The sequence below is a fragment of the Streptomyces sp. f51 genome (assembly GCF_037940415.1).
Classification (GTDB): domain Bacteria; phylum Actinomycetota; class Actinomycetes; order Streptomycetales; family Streptomycetaceae; genus Streptomyces.
Map to the genome: position 1 here is coordinate 1,862,053 of NZ_CP149798.1, position 24,351 is coordinate 1,886,403.

Consider the following 24,351-nt stretch of genomic DNA (forward strand, 5'->3'; position numbering starts at 1 on the left):
CCCTCGCGGGCACGCACAGTGACGCCCCGCCGGAGACGCAGGTCACCGACGGGGCGTGGGGTCAGCGCGAGTTGTCGCAATTCGCCCGTTTGGGCGGAACGGCGGAAGTGCGCCACGGGCGGGCACCGGAGCCGGGCCCGCCGCTTCGGATCAGATCCGGACGCCGAACTGGAAGGGCATGTTGGCGATCGACTCGTAGCGGACGACCGCGCCGGTGTGCGGGGCGTGCAGCACCTGGCCGTTGCCCGCGTAGAGGCCGACGTGGTGCTGGTCGCCGTAGAAGATGACCAGGTCGCCGACCTGGAGGTCGCTCTGCGAGTAGATCCGGGTGCCCGCGTTGGCCTGGGCCTCCGAGGTCCGGGGTATGGTCACGCCGGCCTGGGCGTAGGCCCAGGAGGTGAGGCCCGAGCAGTCGAACGAGCTGGGGCCGGAGGCGCCGTAGACGTACGGGGAGCCGATCACGCTCTGGGCGGCGGCGAACGCGGCGCCGGCGCGGCCCGAGCCCTTGCTGTTGCCGAGGTCGACGCGCTGGCTGGCGCGGGTCGCCCGCTCCTGCTCCTGGGAGGCGAGGGCGGCCTTCTCCTGCGCCGTCAGGGAGTTGAGGAGCTTCTGCGCGGAGCCCAGCTTGCTCTGGACTTCCTGCTTCTTCCTGGCGAGCTCGGCCCGGGTGTCGGCGAGGTCCTTGAGCTTCGCGGAGGCCTCGGCGCGCTGCTGGGCGAGGGAGCGCTGCTTCTCCTGGACCTTCTTGAGCGACTCGACCTGCTGGGCGCTCAGCTGGTCCATGGCCGAGGCCTTGTCCAGGAAGTCGTCCGGGTTGGAGGAGAGGAAGAGCGCGACGGAGGGGTCGATGCCGCCGGTGCGGTACTGGGCGCTGGCCATCGAACCGAGGCCGTCGCGGAGCTCGTTCAGAGCCTCCTGGCCGCGGGCGACGTTGTCCTGGAGAGCGCTGATCTCCTTCTGGAGCTTCTGCTGCTTCTCCTTGGCGCCGTCGAGCTTCTCCGTGGCCTGCTCGGCCTCCTGGTAGAGCTTGTCGACCTTGGTCTTGACCTCGTCCTTGTTGGGCTTCTCGGACGGGGCCGCGTTGGCCGCGTTGGCACTGAGCACAACGGCGGCAGCGGCGGCGGTGGTGAGCACGGTCACACGGGTGCGGCTCGGCTGCTTGGGTCGACGGTGGGACGCCACGAAGGCGAGCTCCTTCTTCCTCCAGCCGCCTGCCGAAAACGCCGACGGGCGGTGCCCCTCCACCGTCACTCCCCATGAGTGATCACCCTGTTGGAGGTTCGAGGCACGACCCTAGTGACCTACTTGTGATCAGTTCAAATCCAAACCTGAAAATTCTTTGTCACGGAGCGCATTCTTTGCCATCAACTCACCAGCAGTGATGTTCGCTTGACACTACGTCGCGTGAAGATGGGACCAATTCGGGCATCGGGCCCAGACGTTACGCATGGTGCGTACGTGGCCCATGCGACTTAGGCCGCGGATCGCCGGACGCGCGGGAACGCGGGGAAACGGGAGTCAAGGGAGCGCGCCGGAGGGGGTCGCCGAGCCGCGCGGGAGAGGAGTCGCTCAGCCGCGCGAGAAACGCTTGAGGAGCACCGCGGACGCCACCGGGCGGGCGCCCGCCTTCGCGATCCCGTCGGCCACCTCGCGGTCGGTCGAGACGACGATCACCGGCCGCCCCGGTGGCTCGGCGCGCACCAGTTGGCGGATCAGCTCGTCCGCCGTGACACCGGGCTTGGAGAAGAGCACCCGCACCCCGCGCGGGGGCGCGAGCAGCACCGGTGCGGCCAGTTCGGCCCCGTCGAAGACACAGGTGACCTCGGCGCCGGTCTGCGCGGCCAGTTGCGAGAGCTGGCCGAGCAGCCGCAGCCGCTGCTTCTCCAGCGGCATCTGGGGATAGCCGGTCTTGGTGACGTTGTAGCCGTCGACGACCAGGTGCGCCTGCGGCAGCGCGAGCAACTGGTCCAGGATCGCGGGGTCGTTCTCGGACAGCGCTCGGGTGGCGATGTCCTTCGGGGTCATCCGTCCCGGTTCGACCGCTTCGACCGTCTCGGCGGGCCGCACGGAGACGGGGGGCAGCGCCAGTTCCCGGCGCAGCCCCTGGGTCGCCTCCAGGACCGTGTCGAGCAGCAGCCGCACCCGCATGTCCTCGACGCTGCGCCCTTCGCGGGCGGCCTTGCGGGTGGCCTCGAGGGCCGCCTCGGCCTCCGCCAGACGCGCCTTGAGCCGCCGCGTCTCACTCTCGGCAGCGGAGACCTGGGTCTGGCTCTCCGCCTTCGCCCCCTCCGCCTCGGCCTGGAGCTTGCGCAGGGCCGCCTCGCCGCGCTTGACGTCGCTGAGGGCCCCGCGCAGCTTACGGTGAAGCGATTCCGCTTCCCTGCGGGCCGACTCCAGCTCCACGCGCAGCCGTTCGGTCTCGGAGCGCGTCTGCCCGCGGGCCTCCGCGAGCTCCGCGCGCAGCCGGTCGAGCTCGGCGCGGCTCTCCTCGTCGGCGCGCTCGGCGTCCGCCCGCAGGGCCTCCTCACCGGCGGCGGTCACGAGCTTCACCCAGCCCGCGGGGCGCACGACGTAGGCCGCGGCCGCCACGTCCAGCGGATCCGCGGCCGGGGGCGGCGCGCCCGAGTCGAGAGCGCCGACGATCTCGGGCTGGGCCTCTCTCAGCTTCTCGGCGATCCGCTGTCTGAACAGCGGGTCGGTCTCCAGCGCCGCCGCCATCGCGTTGCCGGCGAACTTGGCACGACGATTCGGAGCGAATCGGGCGTACTGCCGCAACTGCACGGGCAGTTCGGACACCGTCAGTCCGCCGAAGCCGTCCGAGACGATCTGCACGACCCGTCGGCGCACGCCGTCGGGCAGCGGACGGTCGAGCACCTCGGCGGTGCCGTCGTCCGGCTCCCCGCCTGTGGTCTCCACCATCCGTTCACCCCAATATCCGTGCGGGGCCCGCTCCCTCAGGAGCCGGCGCCCGGCCTGTCCACGAGTTCGACCTGATCCACCGCGTTGCACCAGCGGCACCGCACCGACTCGATGGTCTCACTGACTACCTCGCGCTCCTCGACCTTGGGCTCACCGGCCAGGTCCAGGTGCACATACTCGACGACCTTCGACGAGCGGGTCACGTCGAAACGCGTGAGGTTGCCGCAGAGGGCACAGCGCCAGCGGGTCTTCGCGTCGGGCAGGGGAACCGTCATAGGGCAGCCGCTTTCCTTCTAGTGTCCGTCCGGCGCCGGTTTTCCCGGTGCTATGGCTCGTAACCCTACGGCCTGGCGGGTACTCGACGCTCGGGTGTCCACGGCGGCGAGGCGGTCCGTACCCATCGGTCCTGTTACGTCATGCTCTGCACCATGATCGGCAATTGGAGTGCGACGGTCGGAAGGGCGCTGAGGGGCCGGTCGGCGCCGGTGACGTACGGGCTGATCGTCCTGTGCTGCCTGATCTTCGTGATCGGTCCCGCCTCGGGCCTCGATCCCGCGTACGGCACCGGGGACGAGCTGCTGGTCGCGCAGCGGGCGTACTTCCGCCGCTGGGGCGTGGTGCCGGCCGGTCTGTTCGGCGGGGCGCCGGGCGAGGCGTTGACCCCCGCGACCGCCCTGTTCATCCACGGCAGCTGGCTCCATCTCCTGGGCAACATGCTCTTCTTCTACGTCTTCGGGCTGATGACCGAGGAGCGCATGGGACACCTGGAGTTCGCCCTCTTCTACCTGGGCTGCGGGTATCTGGCCCTGCTCGGGTACGCGGCCGCCAACGCGACCTCCCAGCAGTCCCTGGTCGGGGCCTCCGGGGCGATCTCCGCGGTGCTCGGCGCGTTCCTGTACCTGTTCCCCAGGGCCAGGGTGACCAGTCTCTTCCCGTTCCTGTTCTTCCTGCCGCTGCGGTTCCCTGCCTGGGTGGTGCTGCCGTTCTGGTTCACCCTGCAATGGCTGGCCGCGGGCCGCAGCTCCTCGGGCCCCGGGGTGGCGTATCTGGCCCACCTCGTGGGCTTCACCCTGGGATTCGTCTACGCCTGGGCGCGGTTCCGCCGCCGCCCGGCGGTCGTGCCCTCCCTCGGGGTGCTGCCGGGGCCCCCGGTGGAGCGGCCGGGTCCCGTGGACCGCGAGTAGGGTGAGATCCCCAGCAGCGGCCCCCTAGGGAGAGAACCAGCCGTGATCACCGCGATCGTCCTCATCAAGACCAGCGTGGACCGGATCCCCGAGATCGCCGAGTCGATCGCGTCGCTGGAGAGCGTCAGCGAGGTCTTCTCCGTCACCGGCACCTACGACCTGATCGCCATGGTCCGGGTCCACGCCCACGACGACCTGGCGGACGTCATCCCCGGCCGGATCAGCAAGATCCCCGGCGTCGAGGCGACGGACACGCACGTGGCGTTCCGCACGTACTCCCAGCACGACCTGGAGGCGGCGTTCGCGATCGGTCTCGACTCCTGACCGACGCGGCGCCGCCTCCGGGCGGGGCTGTCCCCGGTGTCAGACCGCGGGGACGCAGCGGCCGCCCTCGGTGCGGTACTGCCAGCGCGCGCCGTCACGGACCAGCTCGCGCACGGCGCGGACGAACCGCTCGACGTGCTCGTCCGGGGTGCCGGCCCCGAAGCTGACGCGGATCGCGTTGAGGGACTTCTCGCCGGGGGCCGCCTCGGGGGCCCCGCACTCCCCCTGGGTCTCCGGGGCGCTGCCGAGCAGCGTGCGGACGAGCGGGTGGGCGCAGAACAGGCCGTCGCGCACTCCGATGCCGTACTCGGCGGAGAGCGCGGCCGCGAAGTGCGAACTGTTCCAGCCCTCGACGACGAAGGAGATGACGCCGACCCGCGGGGCGTCGTCGCCGAACAGGGAGAGGACCCGGACCTCGGGGACCTCGGCGAGGCCCGCGCGAACGGTGCGGATCAGGTGCCGCTCACGGGCGAGCAGGTTGTCGAAGCCCTCCTCGGTGAGCGCCTTGCACGCGGACGCGATCGAGTAGGCGCCGATGACGTTCGGCGAGCCGGCCTCGTGGCGGGCGGCGCTGTCGTGCCACTCCACGTCCACGCCGCCGTCCGCGCGCCGGGTGACCTTGCGGCTGGCGCCGCCGCCCGCGAGGTAGGGGTCGGCCTCGCGCAGCCAGTCGGAGCGGCCGGCGAGGACACCGGAGCCGAAGGGCGCGTACAGCTTGTGCCCGGAGAAGGCGACCCAGTCGACGTCGAGGTCCTGGACCGACACCGGGTGGTGCGGGGCGAGCTGGGCGGCGTCGAGGACGATCCGGGCGCCGTGGGCGTGCGCGGCGGCGGCCAGTTCCCGCACGGGCCACAGCTCCCCGGTGACGTTCGAGGCGCCGGTGACGCAGACCAGGGCCGGTCCGTAGGGGTCACGGGCGGCGAGGGCACGCTCCAGGGTGTCGACGGCCTCGCCCGGGGTGCGCGGGGCGTTCAGGTACGTCACCCGGGCGTCGCGCCAGGGCAGCAGCGAGGCGTGGTGCTCGGTCTCGAAGACGAAGACCTGGCAGTCGGCCGGCAGGGCCGCGGCGAGCAGGTTGAGCGAGTCGGTGGTGGAGCGGGTGAAGACGACCTGGTCGTCGGCGCGGCAGTCGAGGAACTCCTCGACGGTCCTGCGGGCGTTCTCGAAGAGGTCGGTGGACAGCTGCGAGAGGTAGCCGGCGCCCCGGTGGACGCTGCCGTAGTAGGGCGCGTACGCGGCCACGTCGTCCCACACCCGCTGGAGGGCGGGCGCGCTGGCGGCGTAGTCGAGGGCCGCGTAGGTCACCTCGCCTCCGGTGACGAGGGGGACGGTGACATCCCGGCCCAGAACGGGCAGCGGGGCACAAACACTCTGGTCGGCGGCAACGGTGGAGACAGACATGGCGAGCTCCTGTGAGAGGCAGGCGGGATCACCGCGCGAGCCGGCCGCCGGAGGGCGGCGCTCAGCGCGGGAGGAGGTGAAAAGGGTGTGCGGAGGCGGGGCTCGGCGCCCTAGCGCATTCGCTTGCTCACAGAAGGCTCCCTCGAACGACCAGGACCCCTGGTGGTCCGCCCGGAGAGCGGGAGGGGTCCGCGCTTGCCGTAGGCCTCGCTGCCTACGACCTGGTCTTCACCCGGGGCACCCCGCCACGGACGGAGGGTTGCCGGACAGCCGGCCGGGGCCTGATGGCTGTCACTCATGACCTGGTACAGCATCTTGCCAGAGGATCTTCCCCGCGCAAGACGCAGTCCAGGATCCGGACTGCGTCCCGCGCGGGATCCCGCGTGGCTCCGATGCGGGGATCAGGCGTTGCTGGCGGCCACCCAGCGCTCCAGGGTGCGCCTGGCGGCGCCCGAGTCGATCGACTCGGCCGCCCGGTCCATCTGGTCGCGGAGCTGCCCGGCGAGCGGCTCCCCGGTCGGTGACAGGGCCACCAGGGCCGCCGCCGAGTTCAGCAGGACCGCGTCCCGTACGGCCCCCTGCTCGCCGTCCAGCAGGCGCCGGGCGACCTCCGCGTTGTACGAGGCGTCGGCGCCGCGCAGCGCCTCCACCGGGACGATGTCGAGCCCGACGTCACGCGGGTCGAAACGCTCCTCGGTGACCCTGCCGTCGCGGACGACCCACACGTGGGAGCCCCCGGTCGTGGTCAGCTCGTCGAGGCCGTCGTCGCCACGGAAGACCAGCGAGGAGTTGCCGCGCTCGGCGAATACGCCCGCCACGATGGGCGCCATCCGGAGATCGGCGACACCGACCGCCTGAGCCTTCACCCGCGCCGGATTGGTCAGCGGTCCGAGCACGTTGAAGGTGGTCCGGATGCCCAACTGGCCGCGGGCCGCCGCCACATGACGCAGCGCCGGGTGGAACTTGACCGCGAAGCAGAAGGTGATCCCGGCCTCCTCGGCCACCTCGGCCACCCGCTTCACGGGCAGTTGGAGGTTGACGCCGAGCTTCTCCAGCACGTCCGAAGAGCCGGACGCGGAGGACGCGGCCCGGTTGCCGTGCTTGACCACCTTGGCGCCGGTGCCGGCCACCACGATCGAGGACATCGTGGAGATGTTGACGGTCTTCGCGCCGTCGCCGCCCGTTCCGACGATGTCGACCGTGTGCCCGGGCACCTCGATCACATTGGCGTGCTCGTACATCGCCCGGACGAGTCCGACGATCTCCTGGACGGTCTCGCCCTTGGCCCGCAGGGCCACCACGAACCCGGCGATCTGCGCGTCGGTCGCCTCGCCGCGCATGATGCGGTCCATCGCCCAGGCCGTGTCGTCCGCGCTCTGGTCGCGGCCTTCGAGCAGTCCGTTCAGTACCGCGGGCCAGGAACGGCCCGCCGCGGTGTCGCCTCCAGCGGGGTTCACAGCGCTCATGGTCGCTCCTGGGTTCGTAGGTCACGCGGTCGCGGATGGGACGGCGCCGGTGACACGGTCGTGGGTGGCACGGGATGAACTCACCCCGCGGCACCGGGTGAGTCCACCCTATCCAGCCGCGGGACGGCGAAGAGCCCCGTCCGCTGCGCGGACGGGGCTCCTGCCGTGGCGAACTGCCGGGGATCAGTGGTGGCCGTGGCCGCTCGTGATCTCCTTGTACTCCTCGACGGTGGGCTTGGGGATCTGGCCTTCCTCCCCGTAGAAGCCCTTGCTCATCTTGGCGCGCAGCTTCTGCGCACCCGAGACCTTGCGCTCGACACCGTTCTCGTCGACCGTCGGGCCGATCTCGGCCGGCTTGTACTGCTCGTGCGCGGTGAGCGTGTGCAGCGCGTCCTGGCTGAGCGGCTCGTGGACCTCGATGAACTCACCGTGCGGCAGGCGCTTGATGATGCCCGACTCGCGGCCGTGCAGCACCTTGTCCCGGTCCCGGCGCTGGAGGCCGAGGCAGATCCGCTTGGTGGCGATGAAGGTGAGCACCGGCACGACGAAGAAGGCGATGCGCACGAACCAGGTGATCGAGTTGATCGCCAGGTGGAAGTGCGTGGCCCAGATGTCGTTGCCGCCGCCGACGAGCAGGACGAAGTACCAGCTGATCCAGGCGGCACCGAACGCGGTCCGGGTCGGGACGTTGCGCGGGCGGTCCAGGATGTGGTGCTCGCGCTTGTCGCCGGTGACCCAGGACTCGATGAACGGGTAGACCGCGATCGCGACCAGGACCAGCGGGAAGATCACCAGCGGGATGAACACGCCCAGGACGAGCGTGTGGCCCCAGAGGTTGATCTCCCAGCCCGGCATGACACGGATCAGGCCCTCGGAGAAGCCCATGTACCAGTCGGGCTGGGCGCCCGTGGACACCATGTCGGGACGGTAGGGACCCATGGCCCAGATCGGGTTGATCGAGGCGATCGCCGCGATGGCCGCGATGACACCGAAGACCAGGAAGAAGAAGCCTCCGGCCTTGGCCATGTAGACGGGCAGCAGCGGCATGCCGACGACGTTCTCGTTGGTCTTGCCGGGGCCCGCGAACTGCGTGTGCTTGTGGTAGAAGACCAGGATCAGGTGGCCGACGACCAGGCCGAGCATGATGCCCGGCAGCAGCAGCACGTGCACCGAGTAGAAGCGGGCCACGAAGTCGCCGCCCGGGAACTCGCCGCCGAACAGGAAGAACGACAGGTACGTGCCCACGATCGGCACGGACAGGACCGCGCCCTCCATGAAGCGGACACCGGTGCCGGAGAGCAGGTCGTCCGGGAGCGAGTAACCGGTGAAGCCGGTGAACATGCCGAGGACGAACAGCAGGAATCCGAAGACCCAGTTGACCTCACGCGGCTTGCGGAACGCACCCGTGAAGAACACGCGCATCATGTGCACGAACATGCCGGCGAGGAAGATCAGCGCGGCCCAGTGGTGGATCTGACGGATCAGGAGACCACCGCGCACATCGAAGGAGATGTGCATGGTCGAGTTGAACGCCTCGGACATCAGCTGGCCCTGCAACGGGACGTAGCTGCCGTTGTAGACCACCTCGTTCATCGACGGGTGGAAGAACAGCGTCAGGTACACACCCGTGAGGATGATGATGATGAAGCTGTAGAGGCAGACCTCACCCAACATGAACGACCAGTGGTCGGGGAAGATCTTGCGCATGTTGGACTTGGCCAGGGAGTAGATCCCGAGACGGCCGTCGGCCCAGTCGGCCACCCGCTCACCGGCGGGTGCCTTCTCGCGCGAGGGGCGCGAGCCGGAGGTGGTGGTAGTGCTCATCCGCGCTCCCAGAATGCAGGACCGACGGGCTCCTTGAAGTCGCTGAGCGCTTCGAGGTAGCCCTCAGCGTTCACGCCGATCTGCAGCTGCGGCAGGGCGTGACCGGCCGGGCCGAAGATGACTCGGGCACCGTCGGAGAGGTCGAAGGTGGACTGGTGGCACGGGCACAGCGCGTGGTGCGTCTGCTGCTCGTACAGGGAGATCGGGCAGCCGACGTGGGTGCAGATCTTCGAGTACGCCACGATGCCCTGGTAGGACCACTCGAGTTCCTGCTTGTCCTTGATGTCGTCCGGCTGGAGCCGAATGATCATCAGGGCCGCCTTGGCGATCTCCTTCTGGAAGTCCTCGTCGTCCTGCTCCAGGCCCTCGGGCTTGGCGAAGGTGAGCGAGCCGACGGCCACGTCCGAGGGACGCAGCGGCTCGTTCGTGTTCATGTTGACGAGGAGCTTGCCCTTGGACCACCGCGTGTGGCGCAGCTTCGTGCCGGGCAGCGGGCCGAGGTCGCGCAGCAGCATGACGCCGGAGAGCGGGAACAGGGCCAGCGCGCCGAACATCGTGTTGCGGATCAGCTTGCGGCGGCCGAGCGCGGATTCCTGGGCGCCCGTCTTGAAGTCGGCCAGGACCTTGGCCTTGACGTCCGGCGCCGCCTCGATCGGGTGACGCTCGTCGGCGATCTCCACGTCGGACATCAGGGTGCGGGCCCAGTGGACCGCGCCCGCGCCGATCGAGAACAGCGCCACACCGAGGCACATGCCCAGCGCGAAGTTCAGCGCGCTGATGTGCCCGAGCGGGAACACGAAGATCGACTTGTCGTTCGGGATCGCCACGTACGAGGCGATGAAGCCGACGGTCGCGACCATCGACAGCACGAACAGCATGGCGACCAGGCGCTCGGACCGCTTGGCGGCCCGCTCGTCGATGTCCTGGATGCGGTGCTCGTGGGGCGGCAGCCCCGGGTCCGCGAACGGGTTCTGCTCGTCCGCGACGGCTACCGGACCGTGACCGGAGTGGTCGTCGGAGGCCCGCTCAGCGGGCACGTTCTCTTCTGGAATGTCTTGGCTACTCATGACTTCTTGGCCTTTGCGGTCCGAGCGGCGACCCAGACGGCGACGGCGACCAGGGTTCCGAGACCGAAGACCCAGCCGAACAGGCCCTCGCTGACCGGCCCGAGGCCGCCCAGTTCGAGTCCGCCGTTGCTCTCGGTTTCGTCACCGTTGACCGCGTCGAGGTACGCGATGATGTCCTGCTTGTTCTTCTCCGTCAGCGTGGTGTCGGGGAAGGACGGCATGTTCTGCGGGCCCGTCTGCATGGCCTCGTAGATGTGCTTCGGGTCGACACCCTCCAGGCTCGGCGCGAACTTGCCGTGCGTCAGCGCGCCGCCCTTGCCGGTGAAGTTGTGACACTGGGCGCAGTTGGTGCGGAAGAGTTCACCGCCGTTGGCGATGTCCGCGCCGCCGGGGCTGACCTGGTTCTTGGTCGGGATCGCGGGGCCGGCGCCGAGCGAGGCGATGTAGGCCGCGAGCTGGTCGATCTCGGCCTGGGTGTAGATGACCTTCTTGCGCGGGATCTGAGCGCCCGGCTGCTGGGCCGGCATACGGCCGGTGCCGACCTGGAAGTCGACCGCGGCGGCGCCCACACCCACCAGGCTGGGCCCGTCGGAGCTGCCCTGACCGCCGGTTCCGTGGCAGCTTGCGCAGCCCACGGAGTACAGCTTCTTGCCCTCGGTGATACCGAGGGACTGGGAGGTTTCATCGGCCTGCGCCTTGCCCGCGGGTGCGAACGCGGCGTACAGCCCCCCGGTGGCCGCCAGCGCGAGGAGTAGGACGACGACCGCCGCCAGCGGATGGCGTCGTCGTGCGGAGAGCTTTTTCACGGATTACCCCGGTGTCAGGATCTTCTGCGTCGGTGCTTCTGGATGTTTCGGGCGGTGGGCCCGATTACTTGATCAGGTAGATCGTGGCGAAAAGGCCGATCCAGACGACATCGACGAAGTGCCAGTAGTAGGACACGACGATGGCGGCGGTCGCCTGCTCGTGAGTGAACCTCCGAGCCGCGTAGGTGCGACCGAGGACCAGCAGGAAGGCGATGAGTCCGCCCGTCACATGCAGTCCGTGGAAGCCGGTGGTCAGGTAGAACACCGAGCCGTACGGGTCGGAGGAGAGCGAGAGCCCGTCCTTCTTGACCAGTTCGGTGTACTCGAAGACCTGACCGCCGATGAAGATCGCACCCATGATGAAGGTGACGATGAACCACATCCGGAGCTTCTTCACGTCCCCGCGCTCGGCGGCGAACACGCCGAGCTGGCAGGTCAGGGAGGAGAGCACCAGGATCGTGGTGTTCGTCGCCGAGAACGGAAGGTTGAGATGGCTCGCCATCTCCTTCCAGTGATCCGGCCCGGTCACCGATCGCAGGGTGAAGTACATCGCGAAGAGGGCCGCGAAGAACATCAGCTCGGAACTCAGCCAGATGATGGTTCCGACGCTGGTGAGGTTCGGCCGATTGACCGACGGGTGCGCGTGCCCGGTTTCTACTGTCGTTGCTGTCGCCACGACCGACATTATGTCGGTCGCTTATCCCGCCCTCACGCCGGGGGGTGCCGTTCGGGGTGTTGACCGGGTGTGTCCAGCCCGTATGGACCATCGAAGCCGTGTCCGAACCGGTGTTGACGAGGTGTTCAAGGGAGTAGCATCCGCGCATCGGGCCGGGGACGATCAGCCCGATCGCACGATGTCCGTACGACGCTGACGTCTCGGAGGAAGAATGCAGCCGACCGCCACGGTGCTGGTCTACAGCGATGACTCCAACACCCGCGCACAGGTGCGGCTCGCCACCGGGCGCAGGCCCGCCCCGGACGTTCCCCTCGTCGAGTTCATCGAGTGCGCGACGCCGGCCGCCGTCGTCAGGGAACTCGACAAGGGCGGCATCGACGTCTGTGTGCTGGACGGCGAGGCGGTGCCGATGGGCGGCATGGGCGTCTGCCGGCAGATCAAGGACGAGATCTTCAACTGCCCGCCCGCGCTGGTGCTCATCGGCCGCCCCCAGGACGCCTGGCTGGCCACCTGGAGCCGCGCAGACGCCGCGGTGACCCTGCCGGTCGACCCGGTGGAGTTCGCCGCCTCACTGGCCTCCCTGCTGCGCCGCAGGAACCTCCTGAGCGCCTGAGGGAGCCGCGCCCCCCGCCAGGGGCGCGGCCGTCTTCCTTCGCTCCCGGGAGCGGGTCTCACACGCTCTCGGGGCGCAGTCTGGCGCGCTGGGCCGGGCTCGGGGCGTCCGGGGACCCGGCGGCCAGGGCGCTGCCCTCGCGCCAGTTCTTCCAGTCGAGGTTCCAGTCGCCGTAGCCGTTCCCGAAGGTGTCCATGGTCTTGCCCTCGGAATTGACGACCTTGACTATGTCGCCCTCGTTGAACGTGTCGAAGAACCACTCGGCGTTCTCGGTGCTCATGCCGGTGCAGCCGTGGCTGACGTTGGCGTACCCCTGGGAGCCGGTCGACCAGGGCGCGGCGTGGACGTACTCGCCGCTCCAGGTGACCCGGGTCGCGTAGCGCACCTCCAGGTCGTAGGAGTCCGAACTGCCCTCGGCGATACCGATGCTGGTACCGCGCATCCGTACGAGGGACTCCTTGCCGAGTACGACCTTGACGCCGTTGCGCGTGTCGAAGCCGGGCTTGCCCGTGGTGACGGGGATCTCCTTGATGTCCTGGCCGTTGCGGTAGACCGTCATCGAGTGGGTGCCGGCGTCGGTCAGGGCGACCAGGCTGTCCCCTGTGGTGATCTTCACGGGCTTGGCGTCGCCGCCCCAGAGACGGTCGCCGACCCTGATGCCGGCGAGGTTGCTGTGGGCCGTCACGGTGGCGTGGGCGGGCCAGTACTCCTTGGGGCGGTAGTGCAGCGTCTTGTCGTCCACCCAGTACCAGGAGCCGTCCACCGCGGGGGTGGAGTCGACCCTGAGGGCGCGCTCGACGACCGTACGGGCCGCCTTGTCCTTCACGGGGGCGCTGAGTTCGGCGGTTATCGGCTGGCCTACGCCGTACTTGCCGGTTTTGGGCCCGAACTCGACGTTCAGCAGCTTCTTGGTCTTCGGCGTGCTGGTGTCGAAGCCGATGACCTTGCGGCCGGGCGACCCGTCCTCGTCCTCGGTGCTCACCGTGACCGTGTAGTGGGTGCCCGCCGCGAGGGGCGAGGTGCTGTGCCAGCGACTGCCGTCCGCGGCCAGTTCGCCCGCCACATAGCGTCCGGAGGCATCCGTGGCGGTCACGTCGGTGATGCGCCCCCCGTCACTCTCGGAGGTGATTTCCAGGGGCTTGTCGGGGTCGATCCGGGTCTGCTTCTTGCTGTCCTCGGAGAGGCCCTTGAACGAGATCTGTCCCGCCGCGTCGTACGGCTTCGCCGAGAGCGGGTGGTCGTCGGAGCCGCAGGCGGCGGAGCCGGCGCCGAGGGCGACCACCAGCGTGGTGCAGCTGACGACCGTGCGGATTCGCGGTGAGTGCTTCATGAGTCCACGCTATGGACGCTCGTCAAGCACGGCGCGCCGGGTGAGCCGAGCGAGGGACAGAAGTCACGGCAAACGAGGGAGCCCGGACTCTCCTGACGGAGTGTCCGGGCTCTCGTGTGTTCAGCGCGTGCTACTGGGTGCGGTTCTCACCGTGGTAGTACTCGAAGACCCAGCCCCACAGGCCGAGCAGGATGAGCGGCGCCGAGAAGTACAGCAGCCACCAGCCGAAGACGACGCCCATGAAGGCGAGCGCGCCGCCGGTGCCGAGCGCGAGCGGCTGCCAGCTGTGCGGGCTGAAGAAGCCCACCTCGCCGGCCTCGTCCGCGACGTCGGCCTCCTTGTCGTCCTGCGCCATGGCGTCGACCCGCCGGGCCGTGAAGGCCAGGTAGTAGCCGATCATCATGCTCAGGCCGAAGCCCATGAAGAGGGCCGTGGTGCCGGCCGGCTCCTTGGACCAGACGCCGTAGACAACCCCCATGATGAGGATGAACAGCGCCAGCCAGATGAACATCTTGCCTTGGACCTTCACTTGCCGGCCTCCTTTCCGCCAGGAAGGGCCGACGAACCGTGACCGGCGTTCTCGAGCTGGTCGAGAGCGGCGATCTCCGGGTGGTGCAGGTCGAAGGCCGGGGATTCACTGCGGATCCGCGGCAGGGTGAGGAAGTTGTGCCGCGGCGGCGGGCAGGAGGTCGCCCACTCCAGCGAACGGCCGTAGCCCCACGGGTCGTCGACCTCGACCTTCTTGCCGTACTTGGCGGTCTTCCACACGTTGTAGAGGAACGGCAGGATCGACAGGCCGAGCAGGAACGAGCTGATCGTCGAGATCGTGTTCAGCGCGGTGAAGCCGTCGGCGGCGAGGTAGTCCGCGTAGCGACGCGGCATGCCCTCGGCACCCAGCCAGTGCTGCACCAGGAACGTGCCGTGGAAGCCCACGAACAGCGTCCAGAAGGTGACCTTGCCCAGACGCTCGTCGAGCATCTTGCCGGTCATCTTCGGCCACCAGAAGTGGAAGCCGGAGAACATCGCGAACACCACGGTGCCGAACACCACGTAGTGGAAGTGCGCCACCACGAAGTAGGAGTCGGACACGTGGAAGTCCATCGGCGGCGAGGCCAGGATGACGCCGGTCAGACCACCGAAGGTGAAGGTGATGAGGAAGCCGACGGCCCAGAGCATCGGTGTCTCGAAGGACAGCGAGCCCTTCCACATCGTTCCGATCCAGTTGAAGAACTTCACGCCGGTCGGAACCGCGATGAGGAACGTCATGAAGGAGAAGAACGGGAGCAGGACGCCACCGGTGACGTACATGTGGTGCGCCCACACGGTCACGGAGAGACCCGCGATCGCGATGGTCGCGCCGATCAGGCCCATGTAGCCGAACATCGGCTTGCGCGAGAAGACCGGGATGACTTCGGAGATGATGCCGAAGAACGGCAGGGCGATGATGTACACCTCTGGATGGCCGAAGAACCAGAAGAGGTGTTGCCAGAGCAAGGCTCCGCCGTTTGCCGCGTCGAACACATGCGCACCGAATTTTCGGTCCGCCTCCAGGGCGAACAGCGCCGCCGCGAGGACGGGGAAGGCCAGCAGCACCAGAACCGCGGTGAGCAGGACGTTCCACACGAAGATCGGCATACGGAACATCGTCATGCCGGGAGCGCGCATGCAGATGATCGTGGTGATGAAGTTGACCGCGCCGAGGATGGTGCCGAAGCCGGAGAAGGCCAGACCCATGATCCACATGTCCGCGCCGATGCCCGGCGAGCGGACCGCGTCCGACAGCGGGCTGTAGGCGAACCAGCCGAAGTCGGCCGCGCCCTGCGGGGTGAGGAAGCCACCGACCGCGATCGTCGAGCCGAAGAGGTACAGCCAGTAGGCGAACATGTTCAGCCGCGGGAACGCCACGTCGGGCGCGCCGATCTGGAGCGGCATGATCCAGTTCGTGAAGCCGGCGAACAGCGGCGTCGCGAACATCAGCAGCATGATCGTGCCGTGCATCGTGAACGCCTGGTTGAACTGCTCGTTCGACATGATCTGGAGTCCGGGACGCGCCAGCTCCGCACGCATCAGCAGCGCCATGACGCCACCGATGCAGAAGAACGCGAACGACGTCACCAGATAGAGCGTGCCGATCGTCTTGTGGTCAGTGGTGGTGAGCCACTTGATCACGACGCTGCCGGGCTGCTTGCGCCGCACCGGCAGCTCGTTCTCGTACGAGTCTTCGGCGGCGGCACCCTGGGGTTCGTTGAGGATGCTCACAGGTTGTTCGTCTCCCGGTTCTTCTCGTGGCCCGTCTGCTCAATGCCGGCCGGGACGTAACCGGTCTGTCCCTTCGCCGCGAGCTCCTTGAGGTGGGCCTCGTAGCGCTCGGGGGAGACGACCTTCACGTTGAAGAGCATCCGGGAGTGGTCGACGCCGCAGAGCTCGGCGCACTTGCCCAGGAAGGTGCCCTGACGGTTCGGGGTCACCTGGAAGGAGTTGGTGTGGCCCGGGATGACGTCCTGCTTCATGAGGAACGGCACCACCCAGAAGGAGTGGATGACGTCACGCGAAGTGAGGACGAAGCGGACCGTCTTGCCCTCGGGGAGCCAGAGGGTCGGACCCGGGTTGCCCGTCTGCGGGTTCTTCGTGGCGGGCGTGCCGACGTCGTAGACACCACCGGCGTTCGCCGGGAAGTCCTTCTTGAACCGGTCCGGAATGGCGGCCAGGTTCGGGTCGGTCTTGGCGTTCCCGGACGAACCGGGGACATCCTCGATGTAGTTGAAGCCCCAGCTCCACTGGAAGCCGACCACGTTGACCGTGACGTCGGGCTTCGGGCTGAGGCTGAGGAGCTTCGTCTCGTCACGTGCCGTGAAGTAGAACAGCACCGAGACGATGATGAGCGGGACCACCGTGTACAGCGCCTCGATGGGCATGTTGTACCGGGTCTGCGGAGGAACTTCGACCTTGGTCCGGCTGCGCCGGTGGAAGATGACGCTCCACAGGATCAGGCCCCAGACCAGCACGCCCGTGGCGAGCGCGGCCGCCCACGAGCCCTGCCAGAGGGAGAGGATCCGCGGAGCCTCCTCCGTGACCGGGGTGGGCATACCAAGGCGGGGGAAGTCTTCCCAGTTGTACGAGCAACCAGTGGCTGTCGCCAGGACCAGGCCCGCAGTCATTGCCTGCAGCAGCTTCCGCCGCATCGGGCGCCGCGGCGAGCGGTCGGAGCCGTTGGGACTCACGTAGCGCCTTCCCGAGAGTCTCGCCCGCGCTGTTGGCTGCGGCCTTCTCGCTGGTCGGTCGCCGCCCTGCGTCGGGCAGGGGTTTGGATGTTTATGCGGACCAAACCCTACTGGACGCTATTTGGGGTCGCGCGGGGAGGGTGCCCAACGCGCCGCCCGACTCCCCGAAGGAGTGCTGTTTGGCCTGCAAGGCCCTGTCAGAGCACCTGGAATGCCCCGGTCCGGATGGCTTCTGACGCTCTCTTGGAAGGGCCGGAGACGAGCCGGCGACGGCCCCCGCGGAGCTAGCGTGGGGGCGTGTCCTACTTCGACGCCGCTTCCGCGGCACCGCTGCACCCCGTCGCCCGGCAGGCCCTCCATGCCTCCTTCGACGAGGGGTGGGCCGATCCCGCCCGTCTCTACCGTGAGGGAAGGAGGGCCAGGCTGCTCCTCGACGCGGCGCGCGAGGCGGCGGCCGACGCGGTGGGCTGCCGTCCCGACGAACTGGCCTTCACCAGCTCGGGCACCCGCGCGGTGCACTCCGGTGTCGGGGGCGCCCTGGCGGGCCGGCGACGGGTCGGACACCACCTGATCGTGTCAGCCGTCGAACACTCGTCGGTACTCCATTCGGCGGACCTCCACGAGGCGTCGGGGGGTTCGGTGACCCGTGTTCAGGTGGACCGCTCCGGACGGGTGTCCCCTTCTTCCTACGCCGAGGCCCTCGCTCCCGGCACCGCGCTGGCCTGTCTCCAGTCCGCCAACCACGAGGTCGGCACGGAGCAACCGGTCGCCGAGGTAGCACAGATGTGCCGGGAGGCAGGGGTGCCGCTGCTGGTGGACGCGGCGCAGTCGCTGGGCTGGGGACGGGTGGAGGGCGACTGGTCCCTGTTGACGGCAAGTGCCCACAAATGGGGCGGACCGTCGGGCGTCGGACTGCTCGTCGTCCGCAAGGGGGTCAGGTTCGCGCCCCAAGGGCCCGCGGACGAACGGGAGTCGGGACGGGCGGCCGGGTTCGAGAACATCCCGGCCGTCGTCGCCGCGGCGGCCTCGCTGCGCGCCGTCCGGGCGGAGGCGGCGGCGGAGGCGGCACGGCTGCGTGAACTGACGGAGCGGATCCGGGCCCGGGTGCCCGCTCTGGTGCCGGATGTCGAGGTGGTCGGTGACGCGGTCCACCGGCTCCCGGGGATCGTCACCTTCTCCTGTCTCTATGTCGACGGGGAGACCCTGTTGCACGAACTGGACCGGGCGGGCTTCTCGGTGTCCTCGGGCTCGTCCTGCACCAGCAGCACCCTGACCCCCAGCCATGTCCTGAAGGCCATGGGTGTCCTGAGCGAGGGCAATGTGCGGGTGTCGCTGCCGCCGGGCACCGCGGAGGAGGACGTCGACCGCTTCCTCTCGGTGCTGCCCGGCGCGGTCTCGGGGGTCCGCGAGAAGCTGGGGGCGCCGACGACGGTGACGAAGGTGCCCGCGGTCGCCGACGCGCTGATCGTCGACGCGCTGGGCCGGCGCTGCCCGATCCCCGTCATCGAGCTGGCCAAGGTCATCGGGGACGTGCCGGTCGGCGGCACGGTCCGGGTCCTGTCCGACGACGAGGCGGCCCGGCTCGACATCCCCGCGTGGTGCGAGATGCGCGGCCAGGAGTACGTCGGGGAGGAACCCGCGGATCGCGGCTCGGCCTACGTCGTCCGCCGGCTGTCGTAGGGCGGCCCGCGCGCCGGGGCCCGGCCCCACGGGACAAAGGCTGTCCGGGGCCGGCCCCGCGGAGCAAAGGTCCGGGCCCGCCTCCGTCCGGCTGGAGGCGGGCCCGGACCCGGGTCGGACCGGCGGCTCTAGGCGAGGTGCGCCCGGACCTCGACGGCGGCGTCGTCGCCGTACGCCTTGGTGAACCGGTCCATGAAGTGGGCGCGGCTCAGCTGGTACTCCTGCGTGCCGACCGTCTCGATGACCAGGGTGGCGAGCATGCAGCCGACCTGGGCGGCGCGCTCCAGGCCGACGCCCCAGGCGAGGCCGGAGAGGAAACCGGCGCGGAACGCGTCGCCGACGCCCGTCGGGTCCGCCTTGAGCTGCTCCTCGGGGCAGCCGACCTCGATCGGGTCCTGGCCGACGCGCTCGATGCGGACACCGCGCGAGCCGAGGGTGGTGACGCGGTGGCCGACCTTGGAGAGGATCTCCGCGTCGCTCCAGCCGGTCTTGGACTCGATGAGCCCCTTCTCGTACTCGTTCGAGAAGAGGTACGTCGCGCCGTCCAGCAGTATCCGGATCTCGTCGCCGTTCATGCGCGCGATCTGCTGCGAGAAGTCGGCGGCGAACGGGATCGCGCGCGAGCGGCACTCCTCGGTGTGGCGGAGCATCCCCTCGGGGTCGTCCGCTCCGATCAGGACGAGGTCGAGACCGCCGACCCGGTCCGCGACGGCCTTGAGCTCGATGAGGCGGGCCTCGCTCATCGCGCCGGTGTAGAAGGAGCCGATCTGGTTGTGGTCGGCGTCCGTGGTGCACACGAAGCGCGCGGTGTGCAGCACCTCGGAGATGCGCACGGAGGCGGTGTCGACGCCGTGCCGGTCGAGCCAGGCGCGGTACTCGTCGAAGTCCGAGCCGGCCGCTCCGACCAGGATCGGCCGGGTACCGAGCTGGCCCATGCCGAACGCGATGTTCGCGCCGACCCCCCCGCGGCGGACATCGAGGTTGTCGACCAGGAAGGAGAGGGAGACCGTGTGCAGCTGATCGGCGACCAGCTGGTCGGCGAAACGGCCGGGGAAGGTCATGAGGTGGTCGGTGGCGATGGAGCCGGTGACTGCGATACGCACGGCTAGGACACGCTCCTGCGAGGGGAGGGGATTGACAGTTAACGCTACCGGGTCCGCACGCGACCCCTGAAGGGCCAAAACTACCCGATAGTAGATCTTTCTTCGTGAGGGCAACGGTGCATACGGTTCCGGTATGACGAACCTCAAGGTCCATGGCTCCGCTTCGCTCGGCCCGGTCGGCGACCTGGAAGGCGATCTGGCGTCGCTGCGCGGCGACTGCGCCCGGATGGCCGGTCACTGGGCGGCCCCCGCTCCGGTCCCGCCGCTCCACGTCTCCCCTTCCCTGATCCACGGCGTGACGGTTCCGCCCGCCTCGGCGCGGCTGCTGGACGCGATGTCCGACTACGGCGACTGATCGGCGGCCTCCGTTCGGCGCCGCCGTACGGGTGAGAGCCCCGGCGGCGCCGAACGGGTGAACCGGAGTGCGCCCGCAGGGAACCGTGCGCTCCCCCGCCGCGTCCCATCGCTGTCCCCCGTACCGGGGACGCGCGCTACGACCCTGGAGTGCCCGTCTTCGACAGGGCCGGGTCGTGGGACAGCAGTGGAGCCGAAGGAGCGATGCGGTGAGCACCGAGCGACCCGACAACGACGCGACCGATCCCGTCGGGGGTCACGCCAGGGGTCCCGTCGAGAGCCCCGCAGACGACGCCGCCACGGATCCCCCCGAGCGGGCCGTCACGGATCCCGCCGGGGACTCGACGCCGGAACCCGCAGGCGACCGGGCCGTGACGCCCGAGGAGGACCGGGCCGGGGCAGCGACGGACGGGCCCGCGGAGTCCGGGGACGGTCCGGACGATGCCCAGGCCGAGGATCCCGACAAGGACCCCGCCCAGGCGGCGAGCGGTGGGACGGCGGAGTCCGGGGACGGTCCTGAGCAGGCGCGGGAGCAGGCCACGGGGCTCGACGAGGTCGGCGAGGGCCCGGCCGGGGCGGCGAGCGGCGGGACCGCGGAGTCCGCCGGTCCGGAGCATGAGCAGACGCCCGTGCGGACCGCTGGGCTCGACGAGGGCCCGGCCGGGACGGCGAGCGGCGGGACCGCGGAGTCCGGGGACGGTCCCCACGAGGACCAGGCCGAGACCGACCGGGGCGAGGCGGTCCTGGCGTCCGGGGCCGGGTCCCGTGAGGAGTCGGTGCCTCTCGTAGGGGGCGGCCTCGGTCGGCAGCCCGAGGGTTCCGCCGGTGCCACCGAGGGCGCCCGGGGCCGGCGGCGGACGCCGGCGGCCGTCGCCTCCGTCGTCGCCGCGGTGCTGCTCGTCGGGGGCGGCGGCGCCTACTTCGCCGCTACGGCCTCCGGCGGCGGCCGTTCCGGCACCCCCGGCGCCGACGGGAGCACTCCCCCGCCGCTCGCCCTCGACGGCTACGTCGCCGGCGCCACAGGCGGAACCGCCGGTATCGCGCCCGGTGAGCCCAACCCCTACGGCACGACCTACCGCGCGAGCGGCCCGCTCCCCTCGGGTCCCGGCTCGGCGCACGTGCGCTGGGCCGAGGGCGCGGTGACCCGGACCGAGGTGGCCCGGCTCGCGAAGGCACTGGGCCTGGCGGGCACGCCCCGGCTCACCGGGGACGCCTGGACGGTCGGCAGCGTCAAGGACGGCAACGAGCCGAATCTGCGGGTCACCGCGCAGGCCCCGGGAACCTGGACCTTCAGCTCCTCCCTGCCGGGGAGCGACAACTGCGTCAAGGGCAGGATGTGCCCGCTCACGGACAGCGGCTCCCCGGCCGATCCCGGACCGGCCCCGGTGAGCGTGGCCGCGGCGGAGAAGGCGGCGGCGCCCGTGCTGAAGGCGGTGGGCCAGGACGACGCGAAGCTGGACGCGAGCCAGCTCATGAACCAGGTGCGGGTGGTGAACGCCGACCCGGTGGTGGGCGGACTGCCCACGTACGGGTGGACGACCGGTCTGCGGATCGGCGCGGACGGTCATGTCGTCGGCGGCAGCGGCCAGTTGAAGACTCCGGTGGAGGGCGACGCGTACCCGGTCGTCGGCGCGAAGAAGACGCTGGACCTGATGAACGGGTCGGCGCCGGCCACGGACGGCCGTCGCATGGGCATCGGCGGCTGCGCCAGCCCCGTACCGCTGAAGGACCGGGACGAGATGCCGTGCGAGCACCCCTCCCCGGCGAAGCCGGAGACGGTGACCGTCGAGAAGGCCACCTTCGGGCTGGCGGCGCAGCGCGCCGACGGGCGCCAGGCGCTGGTGCCGTCCTGGCTGTTCGAGGTGCGGTCGCCGGGCGCGGGGGACACGTACACGGTGACGCATCCAGCGGTCGACCCGGCGTTCCTGGCCTCGCCGGAGTCGCCGGCGCCGCCGAGCGCGGATCCGTCCCTGCCGGTGCCGGTCCCGTCCGGCGGGACTTCCTCACCGGCCGCCACGCGGGACGTCGCCGTCCAGGGCTACACGGCCCACGGCCGTGATCTGGCCGTCGACTTCACCGGCGGGGTGTGCGCCGACTACACGGTGTCGGCGAGCGAGAGCGCGGCCAAGGTCACCGTCACCGTGACGGCGAAGCCCTGGAAGAACAAGGTCTGCATCATGATCGCCAAGATCTACGAGCGGACGGTGCGCCTGGACGCCCCGCTCGGGGACCGCCCGGTCGTGGGCAGTGACGGCAAGGCGATCCACCAGGGCCGCTTCGGTGTGCCCGAGACCGCCGGGGCGTCGGCGGCGGGGCCCCGCTAGCGGCGGACCGGACCGGACACGCGAAGGCGGCGTCCCCCTCAACGGGGGAACGCCGCCTTCGTCCGTACGTCGCGTACGCGCGCCCGGGCAGCGGGCCTCGCGGGCCCGGCCGGTGGGCGGACTAGCTGAAGGAGTCGCCGCAGGCGCAGGAGCCCGTCGCGTTCGGGTTGTCGATCGTGAAGCCCTGCTTCTCGATAGTGTCCACGAAGTCGATCGAGGCGCCGCCCAGGTACGGGGCGCTCATGCGGTCGGTGACGACCTTCACACCGTCGAAGTCCTTCACGACGTCGCCGTCGAGGGAGCGCTCGTCGAAGAAGAGCTGGTACCGCAGGCCGGAGCAGCCGCCGGGCTGAACGGCGACGCGCAGCGCCAGATCCTCGCGGCCTTCCTGGTCGAGCAGGGCCTTGACCTTGGCCGCAGCGGCGTCGGACAGGATGATGCCGTCGTTCACGGTGGTGGTCTCGTCCGATACGGACATCTGCTTCTCTCCCGGGTTGTACGGAGACTGCTTGCCGCAGGTTGCAACCGGCGGGGCCGCGGATTCATTCCGGGGCCGAGCTCATGTCTTCTGCCTTCTCTCTTCATGCTCGCACACACGCCCGCGCACGAACACCGACCTGTGGACAACCCCACGGACACCTCGGTGTCACCCGCCGGAGAGGCGACCGGGATTCACGTCACATGGACGCTATGGCCATCGTCAACGTGACGTGAAGCGGTTATGATAGATAGCGTCAAATAGACGAAAAGGCATCGTTCCGCCGGACCCCGCTCCACGGGCCCGGCGACCCGCAGAACAGAAAGGGTGCGTGTCGTGACCACCGCCCAGACCCAGGAGCTCGACGTACAGCCGACGCCCCTCGCCCTGCTGCTGCTCGGCCGCCAGGCCGACCCGAAGAGCGAGCGCGGCGTCGAGTGCCCCGGCGACCTGCCCTCGCCGTCCGACCCCGATCTGGTCGAGCGCGCCCGGGCGGCCAAGGAGAAGCTCGGCGACAAGGTCTTCGTGCTCGGCCACCACTACCAGCGCGACGAGGTCATCCAGTTCGCTGACGTCACGGGTGACTCGTTCAAGCTGGCCCGTGACGCGGCGGCACGCCCGGAAGCCGAGTACATCGTCTTCTGCGGTGTGCACTTCATGGCGGAGTCGGCCGACATCCTCACGGGCGACTCCCAGAAGGTCGTCCTGCCGGACCTCGCCGCGGGCTGCTCGATGGCCGACATGGCCACCGCCGAGCAGGTCGCCGAGTGCTGGGACGTCCTGACCGAGGCCGGCATCGCCGACCGGGTCGTGCCCGTCTCGTACATGAACTCCTCCGCCGACATCAAGGCGTTCACCGGCAGGCACGGCGGCACGATCTGTACGTCGTCGAACGCCGAGCGCGCCCTGGAGTGGGCCTTCGAGCAGGGCTCCCAGGTGCTGTTCCTGCCCGACCAGCACCTCGGCCGCAACACCGCCGTCCGAGACATGGGCATGTCCCTGGACGACTGCGTGGTCTACAACCCGCACAAGCCCAACGGCGGGCTGACCGCGGAGGAGCTGCGCGGCGCGAAGATGATCCTGTGGCGCGGCCACTGCTCGGTGCACGGCCGCTTCAGCGTGGACTCGGTGAACGACGTGCGCGAGCGCATCCCCGGCGTGAACGTCCTCGTGCACCCGGAGTGCAAGCACGAGGTCGTGGCGGCGGCGGACTACGTCGGCTCCACGGAGTACATCATCAAGGCCCTGGAGGCCGCCCCGGCCGGCTCCAAGTGGGCGATCGGCACGGAGCTGAACCTCGTACGGCGGCTCGCGAACCGGTACGCGCCCGAGGGCAAGGAGATCGTCTTCCTCGACAAGACGGTCTGCTTCTGCTCGACGATGAACCGCATCGACCTGCCGCACCTGGTGTGGACCCTGGAGTCCCTCGCCGAGGGCAACCTGGTCAACCGCATCGAGGTCGACAAGGAGACCGAGAAGTACGCGAAGCTGGCCCTGGAGCGGATGCTGGCCCTGCCGTAGCCGCTCCCGTGCCGCGGCCGCGGGCCGAGCGCGGCACGTCGCACACACGAAGAGGCGCCC

At 69.7% G+C, this 24,351-nt stretch carries 22 protein-coding genes and 1 riboswitch; of the genes, 7 read left to right on the forward strand and 15 right to left on the reverse strand.

The features are described from left to right. Positions 1-150: 150 nt before the first annotated feature. The 3 genes from WJM95_RS08310 to WJM95_RS08320 form a co-directional block, all read right to left on the reverse strand. Positions 151-1,182, reverse strand: coding sequence for an NlpC/P60 family protein (locus WJM95_RS08310; protein WP_339128926.1), 1,032 nt, complete (start codon positions 1,180-1,182; stop codon positions 151-153). Between the two features lie 387 nt (positions 1,183-1,569). Further along, positions 1,570-2,919, reverse strand: a complete 1,350-nt coding sequence (locus WJM95_RS08315) for an NYN domain-containing protein (RefSeq protein ID WP_339128927.1) — start codon at positions 2,917-2,919, stop codon at positions 1,570-1,572. Positions 2,920-2,954: 35 nt separating this feature from the next. Beyond that, positions 2,955-3,194: a hypothetical protein gene (locus WJM95_RS08320; RefSeq protein ID WP_261706939.1), complete on the reverse strand. Its 240-nt coding sequence runs from the start codon at positions 3,192-3,194 to the stop codon at positions 2,955-2,957. A 153-nt stretch (positions 3,195-3,347) separates the two neighbouring features. Between WJM95_RS08320 and WJM95_RS08325 the strand changes: the two genes are divergently transcribed. Both WJM95_RS08325 and WJM95_RS08330 read left to right on the forward strand, forming a co-directional pair. After that, the gene (locus WJM95_RS08325) at positions 3,348-4,103 is read left to right on the forward strand and encodes a rhomboid family intramembrane serine protease (RefSeq protein ID WP_339128928.1); all 756 of its coding nucleotides are present in this window, start codon (positions 3,348-3,350) and stop codon (positions 4,101-4,103) included. Between the two features lie 42 nt (positions 4,104-4,145). Beyond that, a complete protein-coding gene (locus tag WJM95_RS08330) occupies positions 4,146-4,427 on the forward strand; it encodes an Lrp/AsnC ligand binding domain-containing protein (RefSeq protein WP_339128929.1) in 282 nt (93 codons plus the stop codon). Positions 4,428-4,466: 39 nt separating this feature from the next. Here the strand turns inward: WJM95_RS08330 and WJM95_RS08335 are convergent, their stop codons facing one another. The 6 genes from WJM95_RS08335 to WJM95_RS08360 form a co-directional block, all read right to left on the reverse strand. Further along, entirely contained in the window at positions 4,467-5,828 is a 1,362-nt protein-coding gene (locus WJM95_RS08335; protein ID WP_339128930.1) for an aminotransferase class V-fold PLP-dependent enzyme, read from the reverse strand. A gap of 186 nt (positions 5,829-6,014) precedes the next feature. After that, positions 6,015-6,131: riboswitch (SAM riboswitch) on the reverse strand. 98 nt (positions 6,132-6,229) lie between these two features. Continuing rightward, on the reverse strand, positions 6,230-7,294 hold the full coding sequence (gene trpD, locus WJM95_RS08340; RefSeq protein ID WP_339128931.1) for an anthranilate phosphoribosyltransferase: 1,065 nt from the start codon (positions 7,292-7,294) through the stop codon (positions 6,230-6,232). Positions 7,295-7,477: 183 nt separating this feature from the next. After that, positions 7,478-9,118: a cytochrome bc complex cytochrome b subunit gene (locus tag WJM95_RS08345; RefSeq protein WP_339128932.1), complete on the reverse strand. Its 1,641-nt coding sequence runs from the start codon at positions 9,116-9,118 to the stop codon at positions 7,478-7,480. Continuing rightward, positions 9,115-10,185, reverse strand: coding sequence for a Rieske 2Fe-2S domain-containing protein (locus tag WJM95_RS08350; protein WP_339128933.1), 1,071 nt, complete (start codon positions 10,183-10,185; stop codon positions 9,115-9,117). The genes WJM95_RS08345 and WJM95_RS08350 overlap by 4 nt, the downstream gene beginning before the upstream one ends. Then, entirely contained in the window at positions 10,182-10,991 is an 810-nt protein-coding gene (locus WJM95_RS08355) for a cytochrome c (RefSeq protein ID WP_339128934.1), read from the reverse strand. The genes WJM95_RS08350 and WJM95_RS08355 overlap by 4 nt, the downstream gene beginning before the upstream one ends. A gap of 64 nt (positions 10,992-11,055) precedes the next feature. Beyond that, the gene (locus tag WJM95_RS08360) at positions 11,056-11,676 is read right to left on the reverse strand and encodes a heme-copper oxidase subunit III (RefSeq protein WP_339128935.1); all 621 of its coding nucleotides are present in this window, start codon (positions 11,674-11,676) and stop codon (positions 11,056-11,058) included. Between the two features lie 202 nt (positions 11,677-11,878). Here WJM95_RS08360 and WJM95_RS08365 point away from each other — a divergent pair, with 202 nt between their 5' ends. Next, positions 11,879-12,280 (forward strand): hypothetical protein, encoded by a 402-nt coding sequence (locus tag WJM95_RS08365; RefSeq protein WP_339128936.1) that lies wholly within the window; start codon positions 11,879-11,881, stop codon positions 12,278-12,280. Between the two features lie 58 nt (positions 12,281-12,338). Here WJM95_RS08365 and WJM95_RS08370 read toward each other — a convergent pair whose 3' ends face one another. The 4 genes from WJM95_RS08370 to coxB all read right to left on the reverse strand — a co-directional run bounded on the left by WJM95_RS08370 (position 12,339) and on the right by coxB (position 16,831). Continuing rightward, entirely contained in the window at positions 12,339-13,610 is a 1,272-nt protein-coding gene (locus WJM95_RS08370) for an Ig-like domain-containing protein (RefSeq protein WP_339128937.1), read from the reverse strand. A 130-nt stretch (positions 13,611-13,740) separates the two neighbouring features. Then, on the reverse strand, positions 13,741-14,139 hold the full coding sequence (locus WJM95_RS08375) for a cytochrome c oxidase subunit 4 (RefSeq protein ID WP_339128938.1): 399 nt from the start codon (positions 14,137-14,139) through the stop codon (positions 13,741-13,743). After that, a complete protein-coding gene (ctaD, locus tag WJM95_RS08380; RefSeq protein ID WP_339128939.1) occupies positions 14,136-15,869 on the reverse strand; it encodes a cytochrome c oxidase subunit I in 1,734 nt (577 codons plus the stop codon). The genes WJM95_RS08375 and ctaD overlap by 4 nt, the downstream gene beginning before the upstream one ends. Further along, a complete protein-coding gene (gene coxB / locus WJM95_RS08385) occupies positions 15,866-16,831 on the reverse strand; it encodes a cytochrome c oxidase subunit II (protein ID WP_339128940.1) in 966 nt (321 codons plus the stop codon). The genes ctaD and coxB overlap by 4 nt, the downstream gene beginning before the upstream one ends. 297 nt (positions 16,832-17,128) lie before the next feature. On the opposite strand from coxB, the gene WJM95_RS08390 reads away from it, so the two are divergent. Continuing rightward, positions 17,129-18,511, forward strand: coding sequence for an aminotransferase class V-fold PLP-dependent enzyme (locus WJM95_RS08390; protein ID WP_339128941.1), 1,383 nt, complete (start codon positions 17,129-17,131; stop codon positions 18,509-18,511). A gap of 128 nt (positions 18,512-18,639) precedes the next feature. Here WJM95_RS08390 and WJM95_RS08395 read toward each other — a convergent pair whose 3' ends face one another. Next, positions 18,640-19,614 carry a carbohydrate kinase family protein gene (locus tag WJM95_RS08395; protein WP_339128942.1) on the reverse strand — a complete coding sequence of 325 codons (975 nt, stop codon included), beginning with the start codon at positions 19,612-19,614 and terminating at the stop codon, positions 18,640-18,642. Between the two features lie 133 nt (positions 19,615-19,747). Between WJM95_RS08395 and WJM95_RS08400 the strand changes: the two genes are divergently transcribed. Next, positions 19,748-19,969, forward strand: a complete 222-nt coding sequence (locus tag WJM95_RS08400) for a hypothetical protein (protein WP_339128943.1) — start codon at positions 19,748-19,750, stop codon at positions 19,967-19,969. Between the two features lie 208 nt (positions 19,970-20,177). After that, positions 20,178-22,292 (forward strand): hypothetical protein, encoded by a 2,115-nt coding sequence (locus WJM95_RS08405; protein WP_339128944.1) that lies wholly within the window; start codon positions 20,178-20,180, stop codon positions 22,290-22,292. Between the two features lie 121 nt (positions 22,293-22,413). Here WJM95_RS08405 and erpA read toward each other — a convergent pair whose 3' ends face one another. Next, positions 22,414-22,770: an iron-sulfur cluster insertion protein ErpA gene (gene erpA, locus WJM95_RS08410; RefSeq protein WP_037623995.1), complete on the reverse strand. Its 357-nt coding sequence runs from the start codon at positions 22,768-22,770 to the stop codon at positions 22,414-22,416. 336 nt (positions 22,771-23,106) lie between these two features. On the opposite strand from erpA, the gene nadA reads away from it, so the two are divergent. After that, complete coding sequence (gene nadA / locus WJM95_RS08415; protein ID WP_339128945.1) at positions 23,107-24,291, forward strand: quinolinate synthase NadA; 1,185 nt, start codon at positions 23,107-23,109, stop codon at positions 24,289-24,291. Positions 24,292-24,351 lie beyond the last annotated feature (60 nt).